The sequence below is a fragment of the Bacillus sp. AG4(2022) genome, assembly GCF_031844465.1.
GTDB classification, from domain to species: Bacteria; Bacillota; Bacilli; order Bacillales; family Cytobacillaceae; genus Bacillus_AB; species Bacillus_AB infantis.
In genome coordinates, this window is record NZ_JAUZVH010000003.1 from 74,365 (window position 1) to 92,842 (window position 18,478).

General features: G+C 36.4%; 10 protein-coding genes and 1 pseudogene. 6 read left to right on the forward strand and 5 right to left on the reverse strand.

Annotated features, from left to right (window positions below; translation table 11 throughout):
- Positions 1-167: 167 nt before the first annotated feature.
- From Q9R36_RS09300 to Q9R36_RS09320, 5 genes are all read left to right on the forward strand, one after another.
- Positions 168-461, forward strand: a complete 294-nt coding sequence (locus tag Q9R36_RS09300) for a hypothetical protein (RefSeq protein ID WP_311224990.1) — start codon at positions 168-170, stop codon at positions 459-461.
- 1,161 nt (positions 462-1,622) lie between these two features.
- Positions 1,623-4,472, forward strand: coding sequence for an ATP-dependent helicase (locus Q9R36_RS09305; RefSeq protein ID WP_311225139.1), 2,850 nt, complete (start codon positions 1,623-1,625; stop codon positions 4,470-4,472).
- A gap of 18 nt (positions 4,473-4,490) precedes the next feature.
- Positions 4,491-6,473: a site-specific DNA-methyltransferase gene (locus Q9R36_RS09310; RefSeq protein ID WP_311224991.1), complete on the forward strand. Its 1,983-nt coding sequence runs from the start codon at positions 4,491-4,493 to the stop codon at positions 6,471-6,473.
- 2 nt (positions 6,474-6,475) lie between these two features.
- The gene (locus tag Q9R36_RS09315) at positions 6,476-9,247 is read left to right on the forward strand and encodes a DEAD/DEAH box helicase family protein (RefSeq protein WP_311224992.1); all 2,772 of its coding nucleotides are present in this window, start codon (positions 6,476-6,478) and stop codon (positions 9,245-9,247) included.
- Positions 9,248-9,754: 507 nt separating this feature from the next.
- Positions 9,755-11,308 (forward strand): ABC-F family ATP-binding cassette domain-containing protein, encoded by a 1,554-nt coding sequence (locus Q9R36_RS09320; protein WP_311224993.1) that lies wholly within the window; start codon positions 9,755-9,757, stop codon positions 11,306-11,308.
- A 134-nt stretch (positions 11,309-11,442) separates the two neighbouring features.
- Here Q9R36_RS09320 and Q9R36_RS09325 read toward each other — a convergent pair.
- From Q9R36_RS09325 to Q9R36_RS09345, 5 genes and pseudogenes are all read right to left on the reverse strand, one after another.
- Positions 11,443-11,954 (reverse strand): annotated as a pseudogene (locus Q9R36_RS09325) (class I SAM-dependent RNA methyltransferase); the annotation flags it as partial.
- Between the two features lie 40 nt (positions 11,955-11,994).
- The gene (locus tag Q9R36_RS09330) at positions 11,995-12,888 is read right to left on the reverse strand and encodes a hypothetical protein (RefSeq protein WP_311224994.1); all 894 of its coding nucleotides are present in this window, start codon (positions 12,886-12,888) and stop codon (positions 11,995-11,997) included.
- 381 nt (positions 12,889-13,269) lie between these two features.
- Positions 13,270-14,544, reverse strand: a complete 1,275-nt coding sequence (locus Q9R36_RS09335) for a hypothetical protein (RefSeq protein WP_311224995.1) — start codon at positions 14,542-14,544, stop codon at positions 13,270-13,272.
- Between the two features lie 260 nt (positions 14,545-14,804).
- Complete coding sequence (locus tag Q9R36_RS09340) at positions 14,805-15,458, reverse strand: HNH endonuclease (RefSeq protein WP_311224996.1); 654 nt, start codon at positions 15,456-15,458, stop codon at positions 14,805-14,807.
- Between the two features lie 30 nt (positions 15,459-15,488).
- Entirely contained in the window at positions 15,489-15,998 is a 510-nt protein-coding gene (locus Q9R36_RS09345) for a hypothetical protein (protein WP_311224997.1), read from the reverse strand.
- Between the two features lie 656 nt (positions 15,999-16,654).
- Here Q9R36_RS09345 and Q9R36_RS09350 point away from each other — a divergent pair.
- A complete protein-coding gene (locus Q9R36_RS09350) occupies positions 16,655-18,475 on the forward strand; it encodes an AAA family ATPase (RefSeq protein WP_311224998.1) in 1,821 nt (606 codons plus the stop codon).
- Positions 18,476-18,478 lie beyond the last annotated feature (3 nt).

Sequence of the window (18,478 nt, forward strand, 5' to 3'; positions counted from 1 at the left end):
AGAGTGATCGAGGAGTAATTGTAACCTAATATCTATTACTTCTGTTGAGTACTATTACTATGACCCTTATATTTGGGTTGATGATTGCGATATGCTGTCCTATATAGTTAAGAGTATTCACTAGAACGAGCTGCCAATTAATTTAATCATTGAAAGGGGACTAATCGTTGATAACTGAATATCAAGATTCACGAGTTGTAAGGATAAAGAATGAGCACGGGGATGAGGTAGAAATTGAGCTTCTGCAATTCCCTGCTTATTACAAAGTAACAGCAACCATTTGCCAGGATTCTTCGCCCTACAAAGACTGTATAGGAATTGGTGTGGACGATAACAATAAGAACAGTGCTCTAAGGAAGGCGCTTCAAGAGTTATACCTGGACGCTTATGGAAGATCATCTTCTCTATTGTTCTCCAGACGGGTGTTGAACAAGCTCCTCTGTGAATTTAACTACTTTTAAAATTTTACCCCAGAGAAAGCAGCTAGTTTTTACAAACTAACTGCTTCTGTCCCCTCCCCTTCTAAACCATGTCACTAACTGATGTTATCTCTCCAGCTGCTCTTTGTTTCGCTTAACAATAGGATTATCGATTTTATTATGACCCTTAACCTCTACAACTTATGAATCGGCAGATAACGGATTCTCCACCTTTAGAGCACCAAGCAACTGTAGATTTGCTCAGCACTTTGGCGCAGTTCTCTAAGGGCATGTCCATCCTCTCCAACCAACGGAGGATAAGTGGTTTGTTCGGATCAATCACAGGATTAACCACTGGCTGGTTTCGTTCATACTGTGGAATTTCCGCTTGTTGCAGTACTTTTCTAATTGTCTGCCTAGATAAATTAAGATCTTTTCCTAATTGCCGGATCGATCGCCCTTCTTTAACATGTAGTTTTCTGATAACCTCAAAATTAGCCACCTTTAACATCCCTTCTTCCCAAATCACACAGTTCTCGACAAACTTATGATAAGGGATGGGTTATAAGGGTGGTCAACTTTTTTGTTAACGAAAACCGCTAAAGTAGTCAACTTTTATTTTAGAGTTTGCTAGTATCAAAACTCAAAATACCCACTTTAATTGGGTGGTTTTATGATAAGAGACACTTAATTTCAATTCGTATGTTGATAACTTCATTTTCACTATATTGATATAATAGATTCAATGAAAGAATCATGGTTTGGGGGACCGGAGTATAATAAAGAACTAAAAAACAGTTATCCAAATATTAAAAATCACAGTAAATTTGTTAAGAAAAGTGTAGATTGGTTATTGTCTATTAACATTAATGTTGTTTTCTATCTAGAATATTTCCGACTATTATTAAAAATCTATAGAAATTAGCAATAAATATTTTCATAAGATAATGAAGATATGGTTACAATAGGCGTTTATTCAACTTTTTATACTAATTTAATAATTAAATACCCTAAAAATAACCATATCTTTGATAAAGAAGTTTTTAATGGTATCCGATAGAATTATTAAGACCTAAAATGAGTCTGTGTCCATTGAGTCACTTGTAATAATTAGTATTCCTCTGAAAATTGACATCGTGACGGAGTATATAAAAGACTAAAAAAATTGGAGGGGATGTTATTATAGCAAATAAAACTCCTAATATTGACCAACAAAAGGCAATCGATACGATAGATGGACCATTATTGATTTCGGCCGGACCCGGTACAGGGAAGACGGCCACGCTAGTTAACCGATATGCCAATATGGTGAATAATCATCGCATCAAACCTGAAAATATCCTAATGGCGACTTTTACGGAAAAGGCTGCAAAGGAAATTATCACGCGTATTTCTTCTGTAATTCCAGATTTTGATTTGAATGACGTTTATATTGGAACCTTCCATTCAATCTGTCTAAGAATTGTAAAGGATAACTTAGCATTTATCCCGACTTTGAAGAAAAACTTCACTTTAATGGATGATTTTGACCAGAAGTACTTCATCTACCAGAGGTATTATTATGATTTTAGACCTTTGCCACACTTTAATCATTTAATCAATGAAACCTCAGGTGTATGGAGAAATGTAAGTAAAATAGCAGATCTAGTTAACGGACTATCGGAAGAAAAAATAAATGCGGAGCGATTACTTACGGATCCAAATCCACAAATAGTTGCTTTGGGTGAAATCAAACAAAAATACGATGAACTATTGCAAGCAAAAAATAGACTGGATTATGCGACGATTCAGTTGACCGCCTATCAGCTACTCAGTGAAAATCAAGAAATTATTGGAAAATATCAAGAGCTATTTCAGTATATGATGATTGATGAGTATCAAGATACCAATTCGATTCAGGAACAATTGATCTTCTTACTATCGAAAACTAATAATATATGTGTGGTTGGTGATGATGACCAGTCAATGTATCGATTCCGTGGTGCTACGATTCGAAATATACTGGAGTTTGAAAGTAAATTTAAGAGAGGTGAGTGCAGCGTTATCCACCTTTCCACTAACTACCGCTCGGCTCCTGAGATAATTGAGTTTTACAATAGGTGGATGAAAGAGTACTCAGAGACTCACTTTCAGTGGAATCAGTTTCGAATTGATAAAACAATCTTACCTAGTCCTGAGAAAAGTCATAAAGAGTTGACACCTCCGGTAATGAAAATAGCCGGAGAGTCGACTGAACAATGGCATGAAAGAATTTTTAGATTCATCAAGATGCTGTCAGATGATGGATACATAAGTGATTACAACCAGATTGCCTTCTTATTCCGTTCAGTGGCGAAGAAAGAAACTCAGGAACTAGCGAATTACCTTGAAAGCAAAGGAATTCCAGTTTATTCTCCAAGGTCAAAAATGTTCTTCGAACGTGAAGAGATAATGGCAGCTATTGGTGTATTACTTGCAATTTTCGGTGACTATTCGGATGAGCTAGTTGATAGACCTGAGGAATACCTTGAAAAGCTAACTGATTATTATGATCGCTGCTTAGATATTGCGGAGCAACTAATGGATGACGATGAGGATTTAGAAGATTGGGTTAGCTATCGAGAAGATGAGCTGGACAACCTTGTTGGAAATACAGACTACGCATTCACACAATTGTTGTATCAAATGTTCAGCTTCGACTACTTCCGAAAAATTATCGATACAGATCTATCATCCGGAGTAGCTGACCAAAGGGCAATCCGAAATCTCGCTATATTAACAAAAGTACTTGCCAAGTATGAAGCAAATGAAAATGTTGACGTCATATCTGATGTTAAGAAGAATCAGGATGTTTCTAAACTATTTGAAACGTATTTTAGATTCCTCTTTGGAAGCAATAATAGCGGTGGTGGCATTGAAGAATATCAAGATGAATCTGAATATGCTCCGAGTGGTTGCGTTTCATTTATGACGGTTCATCAATCGAAGGGCATGGAGTTCCCAATCGTTATTACTGATTCCTTATACGATCGGCCTGCTGATGATAATCAAGGAGTACTTGAACAGGTATATGATGCCTATTCGCACCGGGAACCATTTGAACCAACTAATAGGATTAAGTTTTTTGACTTCTGGAGGCGTTATTATGTTGCGTACTCACGGGCTGAGGAATTACTTATTCTCACTACACCAATTCGCACACGTGGTGCTTGGCCGATGCCGGGGAAAATGTTTAAGGAAGCTTTCAACGACCTAGAAGACTATTATGATCATCACTATTCATTTGAAGAGTTTGATTTTAAACCAGTTAAGGCATCAGATTTGAAGCAAACATATGCTTTCACTTCTGATATTTCTAAATATGAAAGATGCTCAGTTGAGTATAAGATGTTCCGTGAACTAGGATTCTCTGAAATCCGTGTTGGTTCTACACTTTTTGGCTCCCTAGTTCATCAAACAATTGAAGATATTCATGATGCAATTCTTCGAGATGAAGTATCATCTATTCCAGACAATCTTGAAACGTGGTTTAATAACAATTACCAGGGGCTTGTTCTCAGTGAACATAGTTATCTGGCACCAAACTCAAGAAATGCAGCACTTAAGCATGTCAAAAACTACTTTAAGAATTCTGAGGACCTTTGGAAAAACATCAAGAAAGCTGAAGTTCAGCTTAGCTATCCTATGGAAGACTTTATCTTGAATGGTCAAGTTGATATGATCAAAGGAAAAGGCGATACTGTAGAAATTGTGGACTTTAAAACTGGGGATAAGCCGGAAACTGGTGATGAGTCGCTCATTAATTATGAGAAACAACTTCAGATTTATGCAAGACTAGTTGAGGATAAGGAAAAGGTCACTGTTTCAAAATTAAAGCTCTACTATCCAAGTGACCAAGAAAATCCGATTATTGAATTTGAAAAAGACAGCCAAAAAATTGATAGGATAATTGAAGAATTCACGGATGTAGTTCATAAGATTGAAAAGAAAGAATTTAATCAACGATCGACAAATTACTCTGTTTGTCGCGAGTGTGATATGCGATTCTATTGCAACAGAATCAAACCAAAATAATCTAGGGGGAATTAGCTCGTGAATAAAGAATTACAAGAATTACTGCTTTCAAAAGAACAATACGTAGTAGAGGGAACACTTAACAAAAACTTGGTGGGTCAGCTTGCACGAAATTACGATGCTGGGCTTTTGAATACCCTCCAATCAAACGAAAAGATTAAAGCTCACTTTTTCTCTTCAACTAATGGGGGACTTATTTTTAAGCTTGACGTTTTTCTTCAGTTCTTGAATAACAAGGCATTTTTGCCTGACAGTTATACAATTTATAAACAAAAAATTGGTCTAGCAAATAAGGGGGAGGTAGATTTACTTTCACAAAATAAAGAAATTGTCCTTAACTGGCCTTACAAGGATTGTGTTCTTGAAGGTGGGCAACATAAGGAAGATGCGAAGCGAGATGAATTATTTTTCAATGAAATTTTGTCACCAACAGAGGTGACCAGGTTGATGGAACCAAAAGCTTTTTCAAATTTTGTTCTCCATGATTCGACAGGTGTTTCAAAATTAGAAAACATTTCGGGTGATGAAAACCTAATAATAAAAGGGAACAACCTTTTAGCTCTGTCCAGTCTAAAAGAAAAATTCGCAGGGAAAATTAAATTAATTTATATCGATCCCCCATATTATTTCAACGCCAACAAGTCTGAGGATACTTTTCGATATAATTCAAATTTCAAATTATCAACTTGGCTGGTTTTTATGAAAAATCGTCTAGAACTCGCAAAAGAGTTATTAGCAGAGGATGGTGCAATTTTTGCTCAAATTAGTGATGATGGTGTTGCTGAACTACACTTGTTGATGAAGGAGATTTTTAACACTCCAACAACCAACAACTTTATTAATAAGATTACAGTAAAAACAAAATCACCTTCCGGATTTCAGAGTGTGAATCCTGGTGTCTTTGAAACTGCAGAATATATTATTGGCTTTGCAAAAAATAAATCCAAGTGGACGTATAATCGCCAATATGTTGAAGCCGACTACGATGCAAACTACAAATGGGTTATAACGAATATTCACGATGATTTTAAGGATTGGAACATTGTTGATATTAAGGATGTAATAGCCAAAGACTTAGGTTTGACGTTACAAGACTTCAAGAAAAAATACGATGACAAGATAATTTCGGGGTTAATGGCAGAATATGCTTTAAAGAATCCAGATAAAGTGTTTCAATCAGTCGCAATTGGTGATAAAGCAGGAGCACAGATAAAAAAAGTAAGGAATGAATCTAAATTAAGCCCTGGTGAAATCTTTTTAGTGAGAAGAGAAGGCCAATATGATGTGTATGTAAATAAAGGCCGAGAAATGGCGTTTTATCAGAAAAAAATAAGAGATATAAATGGTGAAATGGTACCTAGTGTCCAAGCAACAAACATGTGGACTGACACACCATATGAAGGAATCGCATCTGAAGGAGGAGTAGTTCTAAAAGGTGGAAAAAAACCTGAGAAACTTCTTAAGAGGATTATTGAAATGGGTACTGACTCTGAGAACGATATAGTTATGGATTTCTTTTTAGGAAGTGGTACAACGTGTGCGGTTGCCCATAAACTTGGTCGAAGATACATTGGCATTGAGCAATTAGACTATATTAATGAACTTGCCATCCCTCGATTGGAATCAGTTATAAACGGAGACCAAAGCGGTATTTCTAAAATACAGGGATGGACTGGCGGTGGTTCATTTGTTTACTGTGAGATTAAGAATGATGCAAAAAAATTTGTCAATAGAATTGAGGAAGCAAGTGATGATGGCGAGCTATTTGAGCTATTCGAATTAGCGAAGAAATCATCTTTTATTTCATATCGAGTTGACCCTAAGAAAATGAAGTCTTCGGAATTTGAAAAACTATCATTTGCAGAACAAAAGCAATTACTTCGCGAAATTATCGATAATAACAACTTGTATGTGAATTTTTCTGATATTGAGGATCAGTCTTACGGGATTAGTGCTGAAGACAAAGTTTTAAACCGTCAATTCTATAGGGATGGTGAGTAGATATGGGACAATTCTTATACGAGAAATATGATGGGGGACTAGGTATTTTTGCCAACTACTTTAAGGATCAAGTTCCTAACTATATCACTGAAAATCTTCGGCATGAGTTGCGCGAATATCAATTAGAAGGTATTGGTCGCTATTTGAACTATGCGCATAGAGATGAACAAAATCGAACCTCCCCCGAACAATTGCTCTTTAATATGGCGACTGGATCAGGTAAAACGATGATGATGGCTGCAATCATATTGGAAAAGTACAAGCAGGGTGAAAGGAACTTTCTGTTCTTTGTAAATAATTCTAACATTATTGAAAAAACGCGGGCTAACTTTCTCGATTCAACTTCAGGGAAATATTTGTTTGCTGATTCCATAATGATTGCTGATGAGTTGGTAGAAATCCGGGAAGTTACTGATTTTTCAGATTCGAACGAGAATGCAATTAACCTCTTATTTACAACTATCCAGCAACTGCATATCGACTTGAATACACCTCGTGAAAATCGTCTCTCTTATGAACAATTCGAGGACATTTCCGTTGTAATGCTCGCTGACGAAGCACATCACTTGAATGCCGGACTCAATGCGGATGAGAAAAAGGATAATACCAGTTGGACTGCGACAGTGAATAATATTCAAAGAAATGCTAAAAAATCTTCTCTTTTCGAGTTCACTGCAACGATAGATTTGTCAGATGCTGACATTGCAGCGAAGTACAGGGAACACTTACTGTATAAATATGACCTTAAAGATTTTCGATTAGATGGTTATAGTAAAGATGTTTTGTTCCACCTGGTAAATAATGAAGTTGATGTGCGTATGCTTCAGGCAATAATCATAAGTCAATTTAGAAAGAAAGTCGCATTAAAAAATGGAATTAACTTAAAGCCACTAATTCTATTTAAGTCACAAAAGAAGACAGAGAGCGCTGGAAATCTATCTGATTTTCTTGAAATTTTGGATGCATTAACAGCTGATCAAATTGAACAACAAAAACAATCCTCAACAGGCCTTGATGGCATTTTGACACAGGCGTTTGACTTTTTTGATGAAAGTGGCATTACTCATGAGAACCTTATTGCTGAATTAAAAGAAGACTTCCGCGAAGAACGATTAATGCTTATCGATAGTGATAATAAGACGAGTGATAAGTTGGTTGAATTAAATACTCTGGAAGATCCCAAAAATGAGATTCGGGCTATCTTTGCCGTTGATATGCTGAACGAAGGATGGGATGTACTAAATCTGTTTGATATCGTTCGCCTCTACGATACTCGTGATGGGAAGACGACGAAGGCTGGATTTAAGCCCGGGGCGACAACTAATGCAGAGAAGCAACTTATTGGTCGTGGAGCTCGTTACTATCCATTTGTCATCAATAATGATTTTGCTATGAAATACAAGCGGAAATTTGACTATAATGAAGCGGCCGAACTACGTGTGATTGAACAACTTCATTACCATTCGAAAGACAACCCGAAGTATATTTCTGAGCTGAAGCAAGTTCTTCGAGAATCCGGAATCTATGATGACCAATCAATGGTTGAAAGGCAAATCAAATTAAAACGATCCTTCCGAAAAACAGGCACTTATAAGAACGGTGTCGTTTGGGTAAACAGTCGAGTTGAGAAGCCTTCCTTTACATCAGTGCAAGGATCCTTATTCCGGGATGATTGGGAAATCATTCTTCCAGAGGAACTGGAAGTGCATCTTCCAACTTCTGGAATGGGTGATTTTGCAGCTTTTGAAGGAGAAGACAGAGAGGTTTTTCAAGTTAAGAAAAAACAAGATAACCGAAAGTTCAAAGTCGGAAAAGAAATCACCCTCAATGTTTTGAGAGCAGCAGTAAACCTAAAAAATAAAGATTTTAATTTTGAGAAACTGCATAAATCTTATGTCGGACTACCAACTTTGGAAGGCTTCTTGAAAGAAATTCAAAACAAGGTGTCTGTTATTGTATTTGGTGATGAAGAGGATGTAAAAACTCTTTCTCAAGATCACAAGCTGTTTATTTCAAATGCAATTCTGCAGGCTATTGCAGATGAGTACATTAATGTTGAGAAACAGTACGAAGGAACGTTGGAATTCAAAGCAGTCAAGATTAAAGATGTTTTCGAGAAGAGAATTCAACGCAAGTATGTTATTAATTCGAATAGCAACAAGGAGAATGGTATTTCTCAAAAAGACTTAACTGAAACCAAAATCTTCGAGGATATCGATAAACTTGACTGGTATGCTTATACAGATAACTTTGGTACAAGCGAGGAAAAATTAGTAGTTAGAACCATCAAACAGCACATGGCTGAGCTTGAAACAAAACTAACTGATATCTATTTGCTTCGTAATGAGAAAGCAATAAGAATTTATAGTTTTGATAAAGGTAATGCTTTCGAGCCAGACTTTGTTATGTTTGCAAATGATGCGGAAACTGGTAACGTATCTTGGCAATTCTTTATTGAGCCAAAAGGAAGTCAATTTCTAGATTCCAATGGACAATTCGACAATGGTAAAGAGGGTTGGAAACAAGATTTTCTGAAGCAAATTAAGGAAAAAGATGAAGATGGCCTTTTAGTTGATGATGATCATTATCGTATTGTTGGCCTTCCATTTTATAATCATGTGCGCACAAAAGAAGCTTTTCTTGATGAATTAAGGACGTCACTTAGTATCTCGGACGAAGTGAAAGCTAAAGCTAGTCATTATGTTCAAGATAGCCTCTTTGATGACCACCAGTATCATACGCTGGTTGCCGAAGATGATCCGGAACAAAAATAATTTATTGAATTCCATCAACCTTATGTGCAACGGATAAATCAAAACCCCTGCCGCTCACAACTGAGTAGCAGGGTATTCTATTCTCTGACCAAATTCCATGATGTCGGTAATAATCGTAAGCTCCTCTCAGATAAGAAGAATAATACCAGTTCTAATATTTTCGCCTTTGTTGAGCTTTGCGATGGAGGCGAAAATACTGCCTATCATTTCTAGCAATTCATACTTTCTTAAAGAAAGTGCGTGACCCCACACGCTACTACGGGGGCAAAAATGTGAGGGTAGGCACCTATTTCTTTAGAAACATTAATTCTTTATTGATATTCCTTTTGGAATCCTGATCTATCCCCTGTGGTGTATCGCTATAGCGATTAACGAAGCGGATATTTTGAATCTCACTCAGCCACTTCGAAAGTATAGGATGCACTGCTTGAAATAACTTCAACTACAAAATTCAGTCTAAATCTAGTAAGATATCCACTAGAGACATTTTTACATGGGGGTAAAAAAATGAGCGTATTATATGTAAAAAATTTAAGTCATGGCTTCGGTGATCGTGCGATTTTTAATGATGTGTCTTTTCGTCTTTTAAAAGGTGAACACGTTGGACTTGTTGGGGCAAATGGTGAGGGTAAGTCTACTTTCATGAATATTGTAACCGGCAAGCTGCAGCCCGACGAGGGCAAGGTGGAGTGGTCACGAAAAGTTCGCGTTGGCTATTTAGATCAGAATTCGGTACTTCAAAAAGGGACGACGATGCGGGAGGCTTTGAGCACTGCCTTTCAATATCTGTTTGATGCTGAAGCAGAGATCAATGAACTATATGGAAAAATGGGTGATGAAGGTGCTGATATCGAGGCACTGCTTGCTGAAGTTGGGGAGCTGCAGGAAACGTTGGATAGTAACGATTTCTATCAAATCAACTCAAAGGTTGAGGAAGTTGCGCGCGGTCTGGGATTAGACGACGTTGGACTGGATCGGGATGTGGATGATCTCAGCGGCGGGCAGCGTACGAAGGTTTTGCTGGCTAAGCTTCTGTTGGAAAAGCCTGAAATCCTCTTGCTGGACGAGCCTACGAACTATTTGGATGAACAGCATATCGAATGGCTGAAGCGCTATTTACAGGAATATGAAAATGCCTTTATCCTGATTTCACATGATATTCCATTCTTGAACAGTGTTGTTAACTTGATCTATCATATGGAGAACCAGGAATTGAATCGCTATGTTGGTGACTATGATAACTTCTTAAATATACATGAAATGAAGAAGCAGCAGCTCGAGTCTGCTTACAAGCGCCAGCAGCAGGAAATTGCCGGTTTAAAGGACTTTGTCGCCCGTAACAAAGCAAATGTCGCGACTCGTAATATGGCGATGTCCCGCCAGAAGAAGCTCGACAAAATGGAAGTTATTGAATTGGGGAGAGAAAAGCCTAAGCCGGAATTTCATTTCAAAGAAGCCCGTGCAGCCAGCCGCTGGATTTTCACAGCAGAAGATCTTGTTATTGGATACGATGAACCACTGTCCCGCCCGCTGAATTTAAAAATGGAACGCGGACAAAAAATTGCCTTTGTGGGTGCAAACGGTATTGGTAAGTCTACCCTTTTAAAGAGTATTCTTGGGCTGGTTAATCCTATTTCGGGTAAAGTCGAACGCGGCGAATATCAACACCTCGGTTATTTCGAGCAAGAAGTTAAAGAGACCAACTATAACACTTGCATTGAAGAAATTTGGAGCGAATTCCCAAGCCTGAATCAGGCTGAAGTCCGCGCTGCTCTTGCAAAATGCGGATTAACAACCAAGCATATTGAAAGTAAAGTCGAAGTCCTATCCGGCGGCGAAAAAGCCAAAGTCCGTCTGTGTAAAATTTTAAACACAGAAACGAACTTACTCATCCTAGATGAGCCTACCAACCACCTGGATGTCGACGCAAAAGAAGAATTAAAGCGTGCTCTAAAAGCCTACCGCGGAAGTATATTGATGGTATCCCACGAACCTGAATTCTACCGTGAAATTGCGACCGATATTTGGAATTGTGAGGATTGGACTACGAAGGTGTTTTAATTAATTTTGGGTACCTAGTGAATTTCGAATAATTCACTTGGGTACCTCCTTTTTTGTTTACCAACTTTTTTCATAGAAAATCTTTTTTTAAGGTAAGCTCATCCAAGCAAATGTTTGAATGAGCCTTTTTTAAATCATATTAATTTTAAAACAACTTCAAAATGCACCGTCTGCGGAAACATGTCCACCGGCTGCATATACTCAATTTATACTGCGGATCCAGCACCGCAATATCCTTAGCCAATGTAGACGGATTAAAGGACACGTAAACAACGTTTTAGGCTTTACCTTCAAGATAGTTTTCAGCAGTGCCTGATCTAACCCCGTTCTAGGCGGATCAACCACTGTTACATCCGGCCTCCATCCTTCTGTCATCCACTTTGAAAGCAGGATTTCAGCTTTGCCTGTTTCTTATTTAGCGTGTTTGATTTTGTTTCTAGCTACATTTTTCTTGGTGTCCTGGATGGGTTTTGGAATGATGTCCATGCCGTGGACTGCGCCTCCTTGACGGCGCTAAAAGAAGGTGCCTGGCTCCCAAACTCTTTAATGCATTAGCTATTGTGGTGGCAGGCACACTAGTCCAGTAGGCGTCGGCGATTTTTTCTTTGCTTGTGAGGGCGGCGGCTTTTTTGACTTCGTTATAGACAGTACCTTTCAATATGCCACAATAATATCAGTAGGCCCCATTAATCAACAAATATATGAAATTTATCATCTTTAGTTGGAAGTTCCCCTCCAGGTACATTTAACATATAACGAATAATCCTTACAGCTAACTCATTTGATGGTAAATTCATTCTTGATGATCCCCATGCCTTATAGACTAATATTGGGGTAGCTTCCTCAGTAAGACGATAGAGAGCCATCCGGTGAGAATAGGATTTACTATTTGAATCGGAATTTTTCTTTTTTAATGTTACCCTAATTATCCGCTTAGGCTCAAAAATTCCGTTCTTGTGTTCCAAAATATCAAACCAACTCTTCGAAACACCGAAGATATATCGCACTTTGTTCTTTAGGGTGATTTCTTTGAGTGCACCTAACATATGCTTAGTTGCATTTAAATTAAAAATCCAATTATTTGATATATTAAAATTTTTCGATCTAAATGGGAAGAATTCAGCCGTATGTAAAAAACATTTCTCAGGTGGAACATATTCATTTTTGTATTCATCTAATATTTCTAGTGCTTTTACTAATCTATCATTACGCCACTTTTCGGAAGCATAGATGTTTTTCTCTTCTTTATGGAAGTCTGCTTTCGTCCAATCGATGTGTCTTAATTTCGTACTTTCATTCCAAAGACGACGACTTTCCGCTAATGTTTCTGCTGGAAAGCGATTTTCTAATTCGGATACTCTTTCTTGTCCTGGATTAAGCAATAGAAATAAAATGTCTGTTGTCATATCCTCTTTGAAATATCCATAAAAGGGTTCAGGATAATATCTAAGATCAAATTTCTGCCTAATAATTGTTCTTAATTTATCCGAGTCCTCTAAATCTAATATAGTCCCAAATGGATCTTCAGCTAAAAAAATCTTTTCCCAATAATCTATTAGACCTTTTAAATTGTATTCCATAATAACCCCCATAAATCTCTTTTTTAAATTTTATTTCCCCTATATATTACGGACAATCAACCACCAAAAAAATACAAAGAAGTTGGTCCAAGAGATGTAGAGTACCTAAATCTTGTATAATTGAAATTGATAGAGGAGATCGACTTCCACCAACACAAGAAAAAGGACGTAACTGGGAAAACAATAGGTTCCACTTTTAAAACCAATTCTGTAACAACCTCCACATGCGATGCTGTCCCCCTCCTCATTAACGTACTCCACTCCTCAATACTAATTCACTTACCACTTCAGCATATGTTTTGATAGAATGATGATACTAAAACGCATAAATTCATCTTGCGTAATGATGTACCACCTAATTTCAGGGGGGACTCAAACATTTTACTCTTCTTCAAATGCCACATATATTTGTTGTTTCTTATTTTCGGTGGGTATAAACAGAATTTCCTTTTCTATATATGGCAGTTCAACGATTTCATTAATAATATGATCAATTCCATCGCTCTCCTTGCTCTGTTTCATACCTGTTATTAAGGTGCTAAAGTTTTCGTTTTCTGATTCAACTTTTTTGTTGACTTTATTAACATCGAATTTAGCTTTGCCAGCAACGGTCATCCTAATTAAAACTTCAGGTAATATGCCCCAACCAGTGGAACCATAGTTGTCAGTTAATTCATCTAAAGATTCTTCAAATTTCGCCTTTTTCTTAACCAATTCATTACTGCTCCGCTGCTTAATATTTGAATAGACATTCTTAACTTCTGAATCAATATGATGATAAAAACTTTCAGCATAATTTTGTTTTAATTGTTTGGTTAGCCCATTAATCATTTCTATTTGATCACAAATCTTCATTCTGCTTCCAATCTCAATTAGTTCTGCAAACAGAGATAATTTACTAGCCTCAAAAGCAATTGTCATTGTGAAATTTATTTCCAAAAGCAACTCTTTTTCGGCTTTGGAACCAATTTCTTTGTGCAATTCTCTTTTTTCTCTTTTCAAACGATACACATATTCTTCATGAATTTCATTTGCAGTTTTTTTGAAATTCCTAATTGCTGATAAATCTACCGTATCAACAAATTCTCTTTTCGCGATTTCAGACAGACCCTTTCTGGCTGCAATCAAACGCCCAATGTTTATATCATGATGAAAATTTATTAGTTTTTCCAATTTCGCATCCATGTCTGTCATTTGAGCATTAATTTTATGTAAATAAATTGTTCCTGAAACGGCTGACATCACTTGCATTCCTGCTGAAAGAAGAATGGCTGGATTCACAGAAACACTTAAACCAACGTCAGCGAATCCAGCATGCTTGACTAAACGATTCGACGCGTCTCGCACCATTGTAGTTGTAGTACCATTTGCAAATTTAGACAAAGTGGCAGGATTTGCAGTTGCAGTAAACAAGCCATTAGGTGCTTTTTTTGCAATTTGAGCTAAAGTCATTCCTTGATTAGCAACTTGCAATGCCATCTGCGAAATGTTGCCCGTCATTAATGACACGTCAGATACAAAAACCTCCCTGTATCTTTTCTTTGCTCCCAATTTATCATCAGTTACTTTTTCCAAGGAAAGCTCATCGCCTATAGGATTAGAGACAACAATTTTATTGATTTCATTTGAGTTAATTAACATTTTATCTTCAGACATTGCAACTATCCCCTCGGTCTTTTTAATAGATTTTTGACACCAAAGAACATTTTATGAAAAATGCTAATAAGTGAAACTTCCCTCCTTGGGGCAAGCTTTCCGACTATGAATTAAATGTAGGGCTAGATGCCATCTAACAAATATTTGTGTGAATTCTAGATCTGTGATTGGATGGATACCATGTTCACGTTATTTCTCTTTTTCTGTAAGTGGAAGAGGCACATAATATATAGGTTGTTAATAAATTTTTTATCCTTCCTCTAATTCGAAGAATTAATTCTGTAGATTTTTTCTTTCAATTCTTCAATTGAATATGGCTTATCCCCAACTTTGGAGTGAAGAGCTAAATGGCAGTTTGGACATACTGGACGTAGATCATTTATTGGATCCACCTCATATTCTTCATTAACTTCAGAAAGTGCCTTAAGATGGTGGACATGAATTTTCCCTTCAAATTCGTCCCCATAAGACTTCACAAAATCAAAGCCACAAACTGAGCAAAAACAACCATAATATTCTATACATCGTTGCCTTGCTTTGTAATTTCTTTCATACGCATTAACCAGAACCTGTTTCTTTGCTCCTTCTATAAGCTTGGGGGATTCTTGTGCCGGCAATTCTTCTGCCATAAAAGTCATTTCCTTTCTTTTAATCAGACCATCAATTTCAGGCCAACATGAAACATTAATTTCCTGTTTCGACTGTGAAAATCTAGTTATACTACTGTCAATTTTATTTAGTTCTGCTATCGTAATAGGTTGAAAGATTTTGACCGTGTTTATATCAAATTTATAAGATCCATAATATTGTCCCTCAAATGGACTATCATACTTTTCAATGGTTTGGAGATTTGCCGATGCAATAATCAAATTATCAAATTGAAAGAGTACTAGACAGCCCTCAGATACATTCATTCCGGTTTTCCTAAAGTAATACAAGCCCTCTCAATTATCAATAAGATTACCTATGAAATAGTTCTTTTGAACATCCTCTATGCTCATTTCGGGAAATTCTTCTCTACTATTCATGGGCAAAATCCTTATGGATGTCGGCAAATCATTTTTAAAAGTCGGCCTTGGCAAATTAATATCAATATGTAAATAATCTGCAAGCTTATACCATTCAGTACATTCTCTAATTTTTTTCAGTTCTTCAGAAAACACCTCTTTAGGGGTTAGCTTCTTTGCTTCGGGAAAATACTCTGTGTATAGTTTATAAAAACCAGCACCTGCCTCATTTACTCCTTTAGTTACAACCTTTGCTGATAAAAAAGGTAACCCCAGCTGAAAACATAGTTCCGAAATAACTCCAATATTCCTTGGAACCTGCCGATGGTGAATTGGTGGTGAGACTCTGTCCCCCAACTCCTTATATTCCACAATAGGCTCTCTTTTTTTCACAGTAATTAATAGATGTTCTGCAAGTTTTATTTGATCTGTAGTAAGTGTAATCATTTCGACACCTCCCGTTATAGACTTCAACTTATTCCATTTTTTCTTTGTTAGGTCTCATTCATCTGAAATAGTATCGCATGTAAGTAATCTATCTAAATGACACATCACTCGACCACTTGGATAAATCTTTTCCGTCTAGACTTGTATTGACGGCTTGATTGCAAGACTTAGGAATACATAAAGTGCGATTCCCAATTCCTATCTGGCATTTCAAGTATATTACTGTGTGGGTTAGTTAAAACATCATATCCTACTAAATGGTGGAATGATTAGAGCTCTCCATCGTACCAGAAATGTAATTTATCTACTTAACTTACTCATAATAATACCTGTTAATCAGTCAAATTTCTGATCATATTCTTTCAGGTTGCTGTTGATATTTTGTTAATTTCTCGTTTTATAATGCGGTCTTTTCTTCAGCCTCTGTGTATTTAAGTAATTATTAAATACAAAAACGTAACTAACACACAGTCTAATGTTCTTATTTCGCTCATCTATATTAAATTTATCTATCTTCTCTTTTCTCCTTACAATATATTCTTAAATTGTAAGCCATCCTAACACCTTTATTTTAACAGTTTTTTGGTATATGTAGGAAATTTGTATGAGTATTTATGATAAAATCAAACTATATATATTTTATTGGGGGCTTATAAATGATTGAGGCTATTACTATAGAAGCGTTTGCAGAATTATCGTCTAATAATAGAGAATCATACATATTGAATAGAGCACAGTTAGAAGATTTCTGGCTTATTGGACGTGTAAGAAATCCTTTTGAAGAAAAACCATTTTTCTTTATAGAACAATTGATCAACCCATACACAGGAGTAGTTTTGGAGTCTCAAATTTTTAGTGATTTTAGTCGTCCACTATCTATTTTTTGCCGAACAAAGGGAAAGGCAACACACTATGAAGATGGTATATTAGTTGCTGCAAAGGTTACACTCACTGAATTTGATAATGAGGTAAAAAAAGGGAATATATTTAATACCGGCTATAATGATGTCTATCCAATTGAGGAAACTGGTGAAATCTTTGATTTAATCGGAATGAACAAAGAGGACTTAGGTATTATTGCTTTAGCAAAGCCATCCCTGTATAAAGACGGAGAAAGCCGATTTGTTGATGTTGCAGCGGATGTCATAAAAGTTAAAATTAAAAATGATATAGAAAATCTCAATGAAAAATTAGCAAATATGAAGAGGCAAGAAGACCTTTTAGAAAATACAAAACTAAATCTCAATTCACTTCAAGAAAAACTTATAAAACTAGGTTTTGTATTAGATGAGCAATCTGAAGTACAAACTGAAAAGTTAAATGAACCATTTCTAGAGACACCAACATCAACTTCTGAATTACTTAAAGGTATCCAAGGGCAACTTAGTGCTCGTGGCTATCATTATGAAGAAAAAACATTACGTCAGCTATTACTAGCACTAATGACAGAGCAAATGATTATCTTATCTGGTCCCTCAGGCACTGGAAAGACAACAATTGTGAAGCAGCTGGCGTCGATTATTAATGCAAAATATGAAATAATTCCGGTTCAGCCAAGCTGGACTGATAAACAAGATTTACTTGGATTTTATAATCCTATTAGAAAACTATATGCACCTTCTGCATTTTTAGATTGTCTTATTGAAGCGAAGCAAAATGAGGATAAGCTATACTTTATTTGTTTAGATGAAATGAACCTTGCACAGATTGAATACTATTTAGCTGATGTACTTAGTATAAGGGAATTAGAAGATGGAAATCTTCGTTTATATAGTGATTTTGAATACGAACAAAATATGAATGAAATAAGATGGTTCATTCAAAGAATGTCTCAAGAAGAAACACTAGAAATTGAGGAAGCCTTAAGAAAGATTCAAATGGATTCGTTAGCACATTATGAGATGGTTACTAGATTTGAAAATTTGAAACGATACGCGCCGGTTCTTAATATTCCTCAAAATGTTCGTATTATAGGAACAATGAATGTGGATGGTGCTGTACAAGCTCTAAGCCCAAAAGTAATTGATCGTAGCTTTGTCATCCCACTTTATCGTCAGGAAAGTGAAAAAGTAGCATCAGTTTCAAAAATCGGACAGTACCATATTTCTGCCCAGTACTTTACAACCAATACAACAGAAACACCAAAAATCTCTAATCAATTACGTGAAGCAGTAAAGGATATACAACAAGAACTTAAGAACTGGCATATCGAATATAATGAACGTGTAGAAAGACATACTTTATTGTACTACGTAGCTGCGAAAAACCTAGGAATTTCTACTAAGCAACTAGCGGATGATATTACAATAATGAAACTCTTACCTAGGATTCATGAAATGGTAGATGATGAACAGCTAATTACAAGATTAATAGAAGTAGTTGAGCGTCATGTAAAAGATGAATTATTAAGTAAGAGAAAACTCGAAAAAATGCAGCAAAGATTTGAACAAACTGGCTTATACTCATACTGGAGTTGATAA

Coding starts and splice junctions, on each gene's coding strand:
- Q9R36_RS09315 (WP_311224992.1), top strand. CDS start 6,476: ATGGGACAATTCTTATACGAGAAATATGATGGGGGACTAGGTATTTTT.
- Q9R36_RS09320 (WP_311224993.1), top strand. CDS start 9,755: ATGAGCGTATTATATGTAAAAAATTTAAGTCATGGCTTCGGTGATCGT.
- Q9R36_RS09330 (WP_311224994.1), bottom strand. CDS start 12,888: ATGGAATACAATTTAAAAGGTCTAATAGATTATTGGGAAAAGATTTTT.
- Q9R36_RS09335 (WP_311224995.1), bottom strand. CDS start 14,544: ATGTCTGAAGATAAAATGTTAATTAACTCAAATGAAATCAATAAAATT.
- Q9R36_RS09340 (WP_311224996.1), bottom strand. CDS start 15,458: ATGAATGTATCTGAGGGCTGTCTAGTACTCTTTCAATTTGATAATTTG.
- Q9R36_RS09345 (WP_311224997.1), bottom strand. CDS start 15,998: ATGATTACACTTACTACAGATCAAATAAAACTTGCAGAACATCTATTA.
- Q9R36_RS09350 (WP_311224998.1), top strand. CDS start 16,655: ATGATTGAGGCTATTACTATAGAAGCGTTTGCAGAATTATCGTCTAAT.